Below are 13,147 nucleotides of genomic sequence, written 5' to 3'. Positions count from 1 at the left end.
TTTCAGGTAAATATAAGAGACATAACACTCGCTCCAGATAATATTCTTTTGGAGAAAAGAAATGGTTGCACTCACACAGCTTACTCAAGTTATTTCCAATCCTGGACGTTTGACGATTGAAACTGTTGAAATTGCTCATCAAACGACTGCTATACGTTGTCTCGATTGGGATAGAGAACGTTTTGATATCGAGTTTGGTTTACGGAATGGTACAACCTATAATTCTTTTTTAATTCAAGGAGAAAAAATTGCCTTAGTTGACACATCTCACCGCAAGTTTGAGCAATTATATCTTGAGGTAGTGACGGGATTAATCGATCCAACCAAGATAGATTACTTGATTATTAGCCATACAGAACCTGACCACAGTGGCTTAGTGAAAGATATTTTGCAATTAGCTCCTTCCATTACTGTTGTTGGTGCAAAGGTAGCTATTCAATTTTTAGAAAATATGGTTCACCAGCCTTTTAAATCAATGCAGGTGAAAAGTGGAGAGCGATTAGATTTAGGCAACGGACACGAATTAGAATTTATCTCTGCACCTAACTTACACTGGCCTGACACAATCTTGACCTATGACCATAAAACTTCCACTCTCTACACTTGCGATGTGTTTGGGATGCACTACTGTGATGACCACACTTATGATGAAAATATCACCTTACTTGAGGAGGATTTTAAATATTACTATGATTGTCTCATGGGGCCTAATGCCCGGTCTGTCTTAGCGGCTTTAAAGCGGATTGAAAAGTTAGAAATAGCAACTGTTGCTACAGGACATGGCCCTTTATTACAAAACTATATTTCCGAATGGCTGGGACGGTATCAAAACTGGAGTTTAGAACAAGCAAAAACAGAGACTTTAGTGGCTCTATTTTATGTTGAAGATTATGGACATAGCGAACATTTAGTCCGTAACATTGCACATGGATGCGCAAAAACAGGCGTGGCAATAGAATTAGTAGACTTCAATAGTACCGAGCCTCAAGAAGTTCGAGAATTAGTTGCACAAGCCTCTGGTTTAGTAATTGCCATGCCAGCGCAATCTTCGGTAATGGCTCAAGCGGCTTTAAGCACTATTTTAGCTGCTGTTCATAAGAAACAAGCAATTGGTTTATTAGAGTCGGGAGGGGGAGAAGATGAACCAATTTACCCGTTACGCAATAAGTTTCAAGAACTGGGATTAACTGAAGCTTTTCCACCTATTTTAGTTAAGGAAATTCCTACCCAAGCAACGGAACAACTTTGTGATGAAGCGGGGACAGATATGGGTCAATGGTTAACGCGCGATCGCACTATAAAACAAATCAAATCTATCAATACCGAGCTAGAAAAAGCTTTGGGGCGGATTACCACAGGATTGTACATCATCACCGCCAAAAAAGGAGAAATTCAGAGCGCAATGCTGGCTTCGTGGGTGACACAAGCGAGTCTTGAGCCTTTGGGAGTTGCGATCGCAGTATCCAAAGATCGGGCAATTGAATCGTTGATGCACGTTGGCGATCGCTTTGTTTTAAATGTTCTAGAAGAAGGCAAATATCAAGGATTAATGAAACATTTTCTCAAGCGTTTTCCTCCTGGTGCAGATAGATTTGCGGGAGTGAAAACATATCCAGCTAAAAATGAATCGCCCGTTTTAGCTGACGCTCTAGCTTACATGGAATGTGAAATTACTAGCCGCATGGATTGTGGAGATCATTGGGTAATTTATAGTACAGTCCAAACTGGAAGAGTCGCTAAACTAAATGCACTTACTGCCGCCCATCACCGCAAAATTGGCAATCATTATTAAATTGTCATTTGTCATTTGTCATTGGTCATTTGTTATTTCTCGTTAGGCTCCTCTGCTCTCCACAGACGCGATGAATCGCGTCTCTACAACTTCTAAAAAACTATGTATAAATCTGTTGAAAATACCCCGATTACCATGTACGAAATCAATCGTGGGCGCGTTGTCAGAAGCTTGGAATTTATCCAAGATGTAATTGTAATTTCTTTGTGTATCGGTTTATTTAGCTTCATGGTGCTTCAGGTGAGAGATATGTTTCTCTCCTTACTTCCACCTCTAGATTTTCATGCTGTTACTGCCGATATTCTCTTTTTACTTATCTTAGTTGAGTTATTTCGACTACTGATTATTTACCTACAGGAACATCGAGTATCTATTGGGGTAGCTGTTGAAGTTTCTATCGTTTCCGCATTGCGAGAAGTCATTGTTAAAGGTGTTCTAGAAACAAGTTGGAGTCAAGTTTTAGCAACTTGTGCTTTTTTATTAGTCCTGGGAGTACTACTGTTTCTCCGAGTTTGGCTACCTCCTACCTTTGAAGGTATCGATCCCGAACAAGAAGTATCTAAACGCTATAGAAGCAAAGCCAAGTCTGAATTAATACAAAACAATGGTCAACATAATTCGTAATTTATAATGACGCTCGATGACTCGCTAACGTAATTCGTAATTGAAGAATACAAACCCACAATATTCCTCAATGAAGACATAAAAGGGCGTAGCATTATTATTTCAAATTACGAATTACGAATTACGAATTATTTAGTCAATGTCCTATCCTTAAGAGAGGTTATTATGTCTGCCGCCACATTAACGCCCAACCATAGCAGAGATGTACAAGTTGCTGAAATTGGTAAAAATACTCTGATTTTGCGATCGCGGACTTGGGACAGATTAAAATTTGAGGTGGAATATTCCCGCCAACGGGGAACTACAGCGAATTCTTTTCTGATTCAAGCTGATAAAAAGGCTTTAATTGACCCTCCCGGCGAATCTTTTACCGAAATTTACCTTGAGCAACTTGCACAACATCTAGATTTCATCTCCCTCGATTACATTGTTCTCAGTCATGTCAATCCCAACCGCAGAGCAACCTTGCGAGTATTACTCTCTCTGGTTCCTCAAGCCACTCTCATTTGTTCTCGCCCTGCCGCCAATGCTCTCAAAACCGCTTTTCCCGAATTTGAATCACCTATTCAAGCGATGCGATCGCAGGATACTCTAAATTTAGGACAAGGACATCTTCTATCATTTATCTCTGTACCGACTCCTCGGTGGGCGGATGGACTTTGTACCTACGATGCCGCTACAAAAATACTCTACACAGACAAACTTTTTGGCGCTCATATTTGCGAAGATATTTTGTTTGATGAAGATTGGAAGGGTTTAGATGCGGAACGTCGTTACTATTTTGAATGTCTCCATGCGCCCCAAGCCAAACAAGTCGAAGTAGCCTTAGATAAAATATCGCTTTTGGGAGCCAGATGTTATGCCCCAGCACACGGGCCAGTTGTTCGTTACAGCCTGAGTCGTTTTACTTATGATTACCGTCAATGGTGTCAAGGGCAAAAATCTCAAGAGTTGAGTGTCGCTTTGCTTTATGCTTCTGCTTATGGAAATACAGCAATTCTAGCGAATGCGATCGCTCAAGGTTTGATCCAAACTGGAGTTAATGTAGAATCAATCAACTGTGAACTAGCCGATTCTGCGGAGATTAACCGCATTGTAGAATCCTGCGATGGCTTGATTATCGGCTCACCCACTTTAGGCGGCCATGCACCGACTCAAATTCAAACTGCTTTAGGAATCGTCCTCTCGGTGGCGGCTAAAACTAAGTTAGCAGGGGTGTTTGGTTCTTATGGCTGGAGTGGCGAGGCGATAGATTTAATCGAAAGCAAGCTCAAAGATGCTAATTATCAACTAGGGTTTGAAACAATTCGGGTGCGTTTCAGTCCGACTCCTGAGATTCTCCAGCAGTGTCAAGAAGCTGGTGCTTTTTTTGCTCAAAACTTGAAGAAAACCAAAAAACTGCGGACTTCCCGCCACATTGTCACAGAAACCCATGTAGATCGTACCGAACAAGCGGTGGGGCGGATTGTTGGTTCTCTTTGTGTTGTGACAACTCGTGATGAAGAAACTCACAAAGGGGTTTTAACTTCTTGGGTATCGCAGGCAACTTTTAACCCGCCAGGAATTATGATTGCGATCGCTAACGAGCAAAATGCAGATTTAATGCATCATCCTGGGGATAAATTTGTGCTGAATATCCTTAAAGAAGGAAGAAATGTCCGCCGCTATTTTTCTCGTCACAGCACTTTAGGAGATAATCCCTTTGCAAATCTTGCCACAAAAACTGCTCTGAATGGTTGTTTAATTCTGAATGAGGCATTAGCCTATTTAGAATGTACAGTGCAAAATCAGCTGGAATGTGGCGATCGATGGTTAATTTATGCCGTCATCGATCGCGGTGAAGTGTTGGAAAATGATGGTGTCACGGCTTTGGAGTATCGTAAATCTGGCAGCTATTATTAATCTGACTGTTCACTAGACTTCTTGCAGAAGTGGGGAAAAGGGGAAGGGTTAAAGGGTAAAGGTATGGAATTTTCCCAAATCCAGTAACCTTTAACATGCACCCCAACATCTTGGCATTTGTTATTTATCAACGTTTGTTTTATAACTATCGGGTAAGGTGGGGAAAGGTAGTACATAAGAACTAGCAAAGTGATGTGGAGCGATCGCTCTGGTAGGGGTCAGCAATCGGACATTAATGGTAAAGTCATTGTAAAAGGAGAATCAAGCCAAAAAAAGCGTGAAGCTAAAGACTAAAATCACCATTGCTACTTTCACTCATAAGTTGGCATTTACAGCGCTAAATTCTAATGTCTTCGTAGTCCTCGAAGTACCTCGGCTTGGGTTATATCGCAAAGGACTATGGTATGGCTGCCTAACGAACCGACGTTCAGCGGCCGGTTAGCCGCAGCAAGTCACGCCACCCGATAGAACTCCTGCGCCTGTCGGAGGGTGCGCTCGACCGAGAAGTCGGCGAAGTCGCAGTCACATCGAGCGATGTACTCCAAGGCATCCTGTGCCGGGTCACTGCCGTGGGCGCGGAGGAACTCCTTGGTCTGCTTCAAACCCGCTCCACATAGGAACTGGACATCAATCCCGCAGTGTGTATCGAAGTTGCACGACTTCGCCTTCCAAACTAACAGGCAGTCTTCGACCACACCCAGCGAGAAAAGCTGGGCGCACAGGAGGCGCATCAGGAACTGGTCGCCGACCTCATTGGCTTCAAGTCGGATCTGCTCACGCAGTGCGGCGACAATCGCCGGGCGGTCGGCGTGCTTCGCCGGTAGCCCAAAGCGCCTCAGCGCCTCGTCGACACCTTCCCAACCGTCATCCATCACGCTGCCTAACTATTACTATTTATTATGCGGAAACTGTCTATATAACATTCATATTCGGGTATTATAGGGAATTTTTCCGTATAACTAGCTTAAGAGGGTGTTTGAAAAATTATGTAGGGTGTAAAAAAGCTCTCTAGGTATAAGCTGTGAATGGATAATAATTGTTCGATGAGCTTGGTTAAAGCCGTCCGTCAACGTCACCGACGAACGGCTGCTCGTTCTCTTGACATCTGGGCTGATGCCTTAACTTAGACACCAACGGCAGATGTCCACCGTAATACTCTAACTTGCTACTGCTTCAGCAGCAGTTATGGGTAAATAAACACTAACTTTTTTACGAGTTTTGCCCTTTCTCTCAAACATTACAACACCGTCGATTAAGGCAAACAAAGTGTCATCGCTACCAATACCGACGTTGTTACCAGGGTGGAATTTGGTGCCGCGTTGACGCACGAGAATGTTTCCTGCACGTACAACTTGACCGCCATAACGTTTGACACCCAGACGTTGGGCATTAGAATCACGACCGTTGCGTGTACTACCTGTTCCTTTCTTATGAGCCATAATTTCCTCTTGTGTATCTTCTTCTTTTATTATTCGGCAGCGGTTTCAACTTCTTCGGCAGAACTGTTATCTATAATGGGGGTTTCCTTCTCCGGTTCTCCTTGGGCAGCAAACACTGCACCGTTAAGGATGATGGAATCAATCATAAGTCTGGTAATTTCCTGACGATGCCCCCGTTTTTTGCGGGTTTTCTTTTTCGGCTTCATTTTGTATACCAGGACTTTACGACCTCTGTAATGTCGCATTACAGTCCCTTCTACAGTCGCACCTGTTACTAATGGCTGTCCAATGGTGACTTCGCCATCGTGCTGCACGAGTAATACGGCATCTATTGTAACTTTTTCATCTGGTTCGATCGCAAGCAGTTCAACGTCGTAAAACCGCCCTGGCTCTACTCGTATTTGTTTGCCGCCAGTTTCAATAATCGCGTAGGTCATGGAATTGTCCTTGAGGTTGCCGTACAGGTAGCTGGTTTTTATCTCCTGTAGAGATGCTTTTGCCAGCCTTTGTAATATGTCTACCTGATCCGAGCAGGAATTAGACAGACAATCTAACATAGTATTTTATTCATAGGCGTCAAGTCAAGCTATAACAGGATTTTTTGGGTTTGGCATTGCTGTCTGGTCAACCGGAAGATGAAAAATCAGTTAATTATACCAATTTGAAAAAAGAATGCGACAGATACATACTCCCAAACCTTTGTTCTGTCTGGCTTTCTTAATTTTGAATTTTGAATTTTGAATTTTGAATTGGTATTACTCTGTGCGATCGCTCATTTTTCAAGAGTGGGGAGGAATTAACCAATAGTCGTTATGAGCATCGCTCACCCGCACGAATGTAAATTGTATTTACAAGAAATCAGACTTAATTATTGTTAGATAAAAATTGCTACTATCTTAGGGCTGATTTTACAAAAAACTAACGTTAATATTAGTTTAAAAGTTATATTTTTTTATCATAATCAACACATTTTTCTTCTTTGTTTTAAGATGAAATATAAGGAATCTCATTTATAAATTCTTTACAAAAGTTAGTGAATCCTCAAGAGTTAAACTATCACATTCAAACCTGATATTTCAAACAGGAGATTGATTGTCATGACACAGCAAAATGCTGCCCGACTTTTTCAAGCTGTAAAACAAGATCAAGCGTTACAGCAAAGGCTCAAAGCAACAGCCGATCCAGAAGCCTTCATCAAAATTGCTCAAGAGCGTGGCTATGATTTCACCGCCAGAGAACTGGATAGTGAGATTAGCAAATTATCTGAAGAAGATTTAGCCGCCATTGTCAATCCAGGATGGGGAACTAGACGCCACATTTATCCTAGATAATTTCTGTTCTAGGAAACCGAAAGTATAAGAATAACTGAATTGACAAGTTTTGCTACTCAAGGGGATACCGTTGCATCATCTCCTTTAGGGGTATTCTTGTTAAATACAAAACTCAGATCCCTGACTTCTTAGAGAAGTTGGGGATTTTATTGTTCGCGAATGATTAAGTAGGGTTGTTATGTACCGATCGTCAGCTGTCTTTATGCTGTGACATTATCTACGGAATATCTGAAGAGAGTTAATAAATCCTTTCTCTACTCTCCATCTCGCCACCTGCTTAACTGATGAGTTAGGATGACTATATTTTAATCAGGTGATATGAAAAGAATAGAAGTTGAGCAAAGAACTATTTTAATTGGTTTGGCTGGTAGCCACGGCTATGGTTTAAATCGCCCTGATTCCGACTTTGATTATCGGGGAGTATTTATTGCACCCAAAAGGTACTACTTGGGATTTGATCGGATAGAACAAAAAGATACTGGTTGGGATGAACCAGGAATATTTCCATTCGTTGATGGTAACAAAGACACAGTTATATATGAATTAAGAAAAATCCTCCAGTTATTAGCGGGCGCGAACCCCAATGTTTTAGAATTGCTCTGGTTAAATAACTATCCTTTTTTAAGCGCAGTCGGACAGCATTTAATTAATCATAAACAGTTATTCTTGAGCAAGAAGGTAAAACATACTTACACTGGTTATGCCTTTGCCCAAATCAAAAAGATGGAAACTCATCGTAAGTGGTTGTTAAAGCCACCGCAAAAAAAACCGATACCATCTGACTTTGCTATAGAAGACGAAGCACCCCTTAGCAAAGATGAGTTAAATGCTTTTCTGGAATATCTTTATAACTTAATCAGAGGACGGATTGAGTTTTTGGAAGAAGCAGAACAATTATATCAATTGCTGACAGCAGATATTGATTTTAAAGGAGTGTTAAAACAATATACTTTACCTGATGAAACTTTGGAATATACCCAAAAGTTAACCAATAGCCGTAAAGATTTTATTCGTCTGCTTCAGAAAAGCCAAAGCTATCAAATTGCTTTAAGAGAATGGAAGGCTTACTTATCTTGGCAGGAGAATAGAAATCCGGCTAGGGCAGAAATGGAAAGAAAGTCGGGTTTTGACCTCAAACATGGAATGCACTGCATTAGATTGTTACGCAGTGGAGTAGAAATATTGCGACGAGGTGAAGTGATTGTAGATAGGAGAATAGCTGGTGATGTTGAAGATTTAAAAGCTATTTTAAAAGGTGAGTATTCTTATGAACAGGTGATGAAAATAGCAGAAGATTTGGTCGCCGAAATAGACGTTGTTTGCGAACAATCTGCCCTACCTCATAAACCTGATTTGGAGCAAATTAATGAGTTGTGTATGGAATTGGTGGAAATGCAAAAATGGAGTCATTAGTCATTAGTCATTAGTCATTGGTTATTGGTCATTGGTCTATTGGTGCTTATAACTCAACACAGTTCAGAATGAGCAACAAAACCCTCATCTAGAGACGCGATTTATCGCGTCTTCAAAGACCAATTACCTACTTATAACTAACAAAGGACAAAGGACAAATAACAAATGACTCATTTTAAAGAGTGTACATTAAATCAGCAAAGCCATATAGGCTGATGATGAGTAATAGGGATGCTGTTAGTTGGGTAATTCGCGTCTGGGGTGAGGGGGCGATCGCTTCCCGCACTAAGATGGAAATAGATGCCCCAACTACTAAGCTCAAGCCTAAGATTAAATAGGGTATATCGGGTAAAATACTGGCTATTGCCAGCATAGCGATCGCTAATAAGAGCATCAATAATTCTACAAACCTGGGCGGGTTGTATTGGCTAGATAGAACAAAGCTGTTGAACCAAAAAGACCAAAATCTCATATTTCAGTACTGAGTTAAGAGTTAGGAGTTAAGAGTTAGGAGTTGTGAGTTATATAGTCAGTGCTAAGTGAAGAATTAAAGTTGTGAGATATGAAGCAGCTTTCCATTCAAAACTCTTAACTCTTAATTCTTCACCGGAAGCGGAGCGTTTCCGGCTCCGCTCCTAACTTTTAACCTCTAGCCCCTAACTTTTGACCTGTGCCGTTCTTTTGTGCAGTATCACTTTCTGGTAGTTCAACGCCAAAGACGCGGCTAAAAACTTTGGCAACTTTGTAGCCAGAATCAATCGATTCTAAAGGGTCTTTCCGCAGTCTGTGACGCAAACATAGCGTAATTACGCGATGGATATCATCAACTGTAACTTCAGTGCGTCCTTCATAAGCTGTTAAGGCTTTGGCAGCACGGTTACTAACAATGTCACCCCGCAAACCATCCACATCCAGTTCTGAGCAGACTTCAGAAATTTTCACCCGCAGATCGTAGTCAAGTTTCACTTCTGGCAAAAGCTGTTGAGCATTGACAATTTGCTGTTGCAATGCTTCTTGCTGGGGTTTGTAGTTTTCGAGAAATACTGGCGGGTTTTGGTCAAAATCCGCCCGTTGTTCCACGATTTGCACCCGCAAAGCTGGTTCTTTGACTGTGTGAATTTCTGCGTGCATCCCAAAGCGATCGAGTAATTGGGGGCGTAGTTCGCCTTCCTCTGGGTTTCCAGAACCCACAAGCACGAAACGCGCTGGGTGACGGATAGAAATACCTTCTCGTTCTACAGTGTTCCATCCACTGGCAGCGGAGTCGAGTAACACGTCTACAAGGTGGTCATCTAGTAAGTTGACTTCATCCACATAGAGAATGCCCCGATTAGCCTTTGCCAGCAGTCCCGGTTCAAAAGCTTTGACACCTTCAGATAAAGCTTTCTCGATGTCGATTGTGCCACAAACTCGGTCTTCTGTAGCTCCTAGCGGCAGGTCTACCATTTGGACTTTTTTGTGAGCTACAGGAATTTCCGCTCCTTGTTCTAACAGTTTGCGGACTTCATCGCTCATTAAGTCGGGGTCGCTAGGATCGCTACTGAATGGGTCATTAGCAACCACAGAAATTTCTGGTAGCAGATCCGCCAGCGCCCGGATAGTTGTGGATTTCCCGGTGCCGCGATCGCCCATAATCATTACACCCCCAATTTTGGGGTCAATCACGTTCAATAGCAGCGCCAGTTTCATTTCTTCCTGGCCCACAATTGCCGTAAAAGGAAATACTACGCGACGCGCACTTGCCGTGGATTGAGCAGTTGGACTCACTAAATTACCTTAACAATATTTTTCTTATTACAGTTCCTTATTGTGACACAGGTGGGGCATGGGGGAATGTGAAGATCGGGAGCAGGGGAGCAGGGGAGCAGGGGAGCAGGGNTCTCTTCCCTCATACCCAATGCCCAATGCCCTATTCGTCATACCAATATCTATTGGGCACAAATGCTTATTAGCTGCGTCAACTATCTTAATTTGTCTGCTTTAGTTTTTCTGGTGCAAAAGTTCCATAAGCAGGGAACGAACAACTACCAACTAATCAATCCTGTAGTAAGCATAAATACTTGTAAACTAGATGGTTAGTAGATTCAATTAATAAAAACAAGCAATGGCGTGTGTAGGTAGCTAATGCATCATTCAAATTTATGAAATTATCTTTTATTGTCCAAAATTGGCGGCGACTACTTAAGTCTCTTTTTCCCATTCTTATTTTAATATCGTTTGTTACTGTATTGCTGGTGGACAGTTTCACCCCTGCGCCCACCTTCGGTGATCGCTTCAGCGCCATCGCACAGCTACCCCGTCAGGAAATTCGCGGGGTTTGGATGACCACTAATGATTTTGACACCCTCAAGAATCGGGACAAGGTGCAGGATGCAGTGAGTCAACTGCGACGGATGAACTTCAACACAATCTATCCTGTAGTGTGGAATTCTGGGTATGTGATGTATCCCAGTGCCCTAGCACAACGTGCAGGTATTCAACCTTTTGTCTACAAAGGTTCAGATGGACATGATATTCTGGCAGACCTCATTACTCAAGCTCATCGCCAAGGATTGCTGGTGATTCCCTGGTTTGAGTTTGGTTTCATGGCTCCCCCAACCTCAGAACTAGCAATGAATTACCCGGATTGGTTCACACAAAAGCGGGATGGTAGCCAAACTTCAAACAGCGCGGCTGGTGAGGTGATGTGGCTCAATCCCTTCCATCCAAAAGTGCAACAGTTCATCACCAATCTAGTGCTAGAAACTGTTACCCAATATGATGCCGATGGCATTCAGTTTGACGATCACATGAGTTTGCCTCACGAATTTGGTTACGACCAATATACAGTTGCTTTGTACACCAAAGAAACCAAAAATGCTCCCCCAAAGAATCCCCAAGATGCGGCATGGGTAAAGTGGCGGGCAGATAAAATTACAGCGTTCATGGTACAACTTAACCAAGCTGTGAAGCAGAGAAGACCCCAGGCGATTTTCTCTGTTTCTCCTAATTACTATGATTTTGCTTACAAGTTTCACTTGCAAGATTGGCTAGGTTGGATGCGACAAAATATTGTGGACGAGTTAATTGTGCAAATTTATCGTCCGGATCTAAAAAGTTTTGTGGCAAATATTTCCCGCGCAGAAATTCAAGAAGCGCAACAAACAATTCCAACTGGAGTTGGCATTATGACAGGGTTACGAAATAACCCAGTTCCCATGCAACAAATTAAGTCTCAGGTGCGGGCTGCCCAAGAACGCGGTCTAGGCGTAACCTTCTTTTATTATGAAAGTCTTTGGAACGATGCTCTAGAATCTTTAACTGAGCGACAAGCTGGATTTGAAAATCTTTTTCCATCTCCTGCACTCCGCGCCAGAGTTGAATAAATCATCACAAAGACGCGATAAATCGCCGTCTCTACAATAGTCAGTCTTTCCTCTTGATGGAGATTTCTCGCGTCTCTTGCCTTAACCGAACAATATTGAATAACTCCCTACTCCCTACTCCCTACTCCTAACTCAGCATGACAATCTTCTACCGAAGTACGTTGTCGCATGGCACTAACTAAAGTCTCGTAGCTAGACCAATTTTCTTGCAGTAGAGTTTTTGCCTGGAGAGCATGAAACCGCAGTTTTTGCTGATAAACTGACTCAGAAAAGCCTAACATTGTCAAGACTCCTATCAGCTTGCTTTTATCATCAGTTCCACCCTCAGCATTATCAAAAACCAGGGTTTCAGCAGCAATACCCGCCATCCAAACAGTGCAGTAGCGGTCTAGCATTTGGGCGCTGATTTTACCTACTTCTAATTGAGATGCTAATTCGCCATCATCAAAGCTAACGCCGCCTTGGCCAGGTTGCCCCTGTTTCCAGGCTTCCCAAGCGCTGAGTGTGTAGCCAGTAACGGGAATACCCAACAGGTAAGCAACCAAGAAATGCCCTGCTTCGTGATGGACGATGCGATCGCGATGTTCTTTTGAAAAACCAGCAATCCAATCTACAAAGATAGTACCACCCTTACCTTGCAGGCTGAAGCTATCTAATGTCGCTATGCCTAAGATGGTGAAGGTAGCAAGTGCTGGTACTGCCGGTGATAAGTTGAAGAATGGCCCCACCAGTACCGATAGGGTCATAAGAAAGATAGATATTGCAACTAAATTTAGGCTAGTTTGGCTCATTGAGAGTTTTCTGAGAATCTGCTTAATCTTTCTTTATTATGAGGCGAGCGCACAGTTTTTGTATCAAGCGAGTTGTAGCGATCGCCTAATTTTTCATCTCACACCTAATTAAATTACTGGCTTCATAACGGATATTTTCTCTATCACTAGAATGATGGCTGCTTTTCTAGTCGCAGACATAATGTGACCTTAGTAGGTATAAAACATCAAATAGGAGATGAATGTGGCTGAACAATTCAAAAAAGGCGATCGGGTTGAATGGAACACTTCACAAGGTAAGACAACTGGCAAAGTTGTAAAGAAGCTCACTTCACCTACAGATATAAAAGAACACCATATTGCTGCAAGTGAAGATAATCCTGAATACTTAGTTGAAAGTGATAAGACAGGAAAACAAGCTGCTCACAAGCCTGATGCTCTGAAGAAAGTAGAGGAGTAATGCTTAGTCATGAGTAAAGATGTTAAATAGGTGATTGATGAATGCAGTCTG

At 42.3% G+C, this 13,147-nt stretch carries 13 protein-coding genes; 7 read left to right on the top strand and 6 right to left on the bottom strand.

What is annotated here, in order from left to right:
* Positions 1-61 precede the first annotated feature (61 nt).
* The 3 genes from CDG76_RS06990 to CDG76_RS06980 all read left to right on the top strand — a co-directional run bounded on the left by CDG76_RS06990 (position 62) and on the right by CDG76_RS06980 (position 4,318).
* A complete protein-coding gene (locus CDG76_RS06990) occupies positions 62-1,792 on the top strand; it encodes a diflavin flavoprotein (protein WP_094348324.1) in 1,731 nt (576 codons plus the stop codon).
* A gap of 102 nt (positions 1,793-1,894) precedes the next feature.
* Positions 1,895-2,416, top strand: a complete 522-nt coding sequence (locus CDG76_RS06985) for a phosphate-starvation-inducible PsiE family protein (protein WP_094348323.1) — start codon at positions 1,895-1,897, stop codon at positions 2,414-2,416.
* Between the two features lie 165 nt (positions 2,417-2,581).
* Positions 2,582-4,318, top strand: a complete 1,737-nt coding sequence (locus tag CDG76_RS06980) for a diflavin flavoprotein (RefSeq protein WP_094348322.1) — start codon at positions 2,582-2,584, stop codon at positions 4,316-4,318.
* Positions 4,319-4,770: 452 nt separating this feature from the next.
* On the opposite strand, the gene CDG76_RS06975 is transcribed toward CDG76_RS06980, so the two are convergent.
* The 3 genes from CDG76_RS06975 to rplU form a co-directional block, all read right to left on the bottom strand.
* A complete protein-coding gene (locus CDG76_RS06975) occupies positions 4,771-5,190 on the bottom strand; it encodes a hypothetical protein (protein ID WP_094348321.1) in 420 nt (139 codons plus the stop codon).
* A 285-nt stretch (positions 5,191-5,475) separates the two neighbouring features.
* Positions 5,476-5,757 carry a 50S ribosomal protein L27 gene (gene rpmA / locus CDG76_RS06970; RefSeq protein WP_094348320.1) on the bottom strand — a complete coding sequence of 94 codons (282 nt, stop codon included), beginning with the start codon at positions 5,755-5,757 and terminating at the stop codon, positions 5,476-5,478.
* 29 nt (positions 5,758-5,786) lie between these two features.
* A complete protein-coding gene (gene rplU / locus CDG76_RS06965) occupies positions 5,787-6,194 on the bottom strand; it encodes a 50S ribosomal protein L21 (RefSeq protein ID WP_094348319.1) in 408 nt (135 codons plus the stop codon).
* A 660-nt stretch (positions 6,195-6,854) separates the two neighbouring features.
* Between rplU and CDG76_RS06960 the strand changes: the two genes are divergently transcribed.
* Positions 6,855-7,088: a Nif11-like leader peptide family natural product precursor gene (locus CDG76_RS06960; protein ID WP_094348318.1), complete on the top strand. Its 234-nt coding sequence runs from the start codon at positions 6,855-6,857 to the stop codon at positions 7,086-7,088.
* Between the two features lie 318 nt (positions 7,089-7,406).
* Positions 7,407-8,501: a nucleotidyltransferase domain-containing protein gene (locus CDG76_RS06955; protein ID WP_094348317.1), complete on the top strand. Its 1,095-nt coding sequence runs from the start codon at positions 7,407-7,409 to the stop codon at positions 8,499-8,501.
* 175 nt (positions 8,502-8,676) lie between these two features.
* Here the strand turns inward: CDG76_RS06955 and CDG76_RS06950 are convergent, their stop codons facing one another.
* Both CDG76_RS06950 and bchI read right to left on the bottom strand, forming a co-directional pair.
* A complete protein-coding gene (locus CDG76_RS06950) occupies positions 8,677-8,973 on the bottom strand; it encodes a hypothetical protein (protein ID WP_094348316.1) in 297 nt (98 codons plus the stop codon).
* Between the two features lie 170 nt (positions 8,974-9,143).
* The gene (gene bchI, locus CDG76_RS06945; RefSeq protein WP_094348315.1) at positions 9,144-10,268 is read right to left on the bottom strand and encodes a magnesium chelatase ATPase subunit I; all 1,125 of its coding nucleotides are present in this window, start codon (positions 10,266-10,268) and stop codon (positions 9,144-9,146) included.
* Positions 10,269-10,642: 374 nt separating this feature from the next.
* On the opposite strand from bchI, the gene CDG76_RS06940 reads away from it, so the two are divergent.
* Positions 10,643-11,866 carry a glycoside hydrolase family 10 protein gene (locus CDG76_RS06940; protein ID WP_094348314.1) on the top strand — a complete coding sequence of 408 codons (1,224 nt, stop codon included), beginning with the start codon at positions 10,643-10,645 and terminating at the stop codon, positions 11,864-11,866.
* 107 nt (positions 11,867-11,973) lie between these two features.
* Here CDG76_RS06940 and CDG76_RS06935 read toward each other — a convergent pair whose 3' ends face one another.
* Positions 11,974-12,657 carry an ATP-dependent Zn protease gene (locus tag CDG76_RS06935; protein ID WP_094348313.1) on the bottom strand — a complete coding sequence of 228 codons (684 nt, stop codon included), beginning with the start codon at positions 12,655-12,657 and terminating at the stop codon, positions 11,974-11,976.
* A 223-nt stretch (positions 12,658-12,880) separates the two neighbouring features.
* Between CDG76_RS06935 and CDG76_RS06930 the strand changes: the two genes are divergently transcribed.
* A complete protein-coding gene (locus tag CDG76_RS06930) occupies positions 12,881-13,096 on the top strand; it encodes a DUF2945 domain-containing protein (RefSeq protein ID WP_094348753.1) in 216 nt (71 codons plus the stop codon).
* The last annotated feature ends 51 nt before the right edge of the window (positions 13,097-13,147 follow it).

It is taken from the genome of Nostoc sp. 'Peltigera membranacea cyanobiont' 210A (assembly GCF_002246015.1).
In the GTDB taxonomy this organism is placed as follows: Bacteria; Cyanobacteriota; Cyanobacteriia; order Cyanobacteriales; family Nostocaceae; genus Nostoc.
This window is presented reverse-complemented; position numbering and strand designations above follow the sequence as displayed.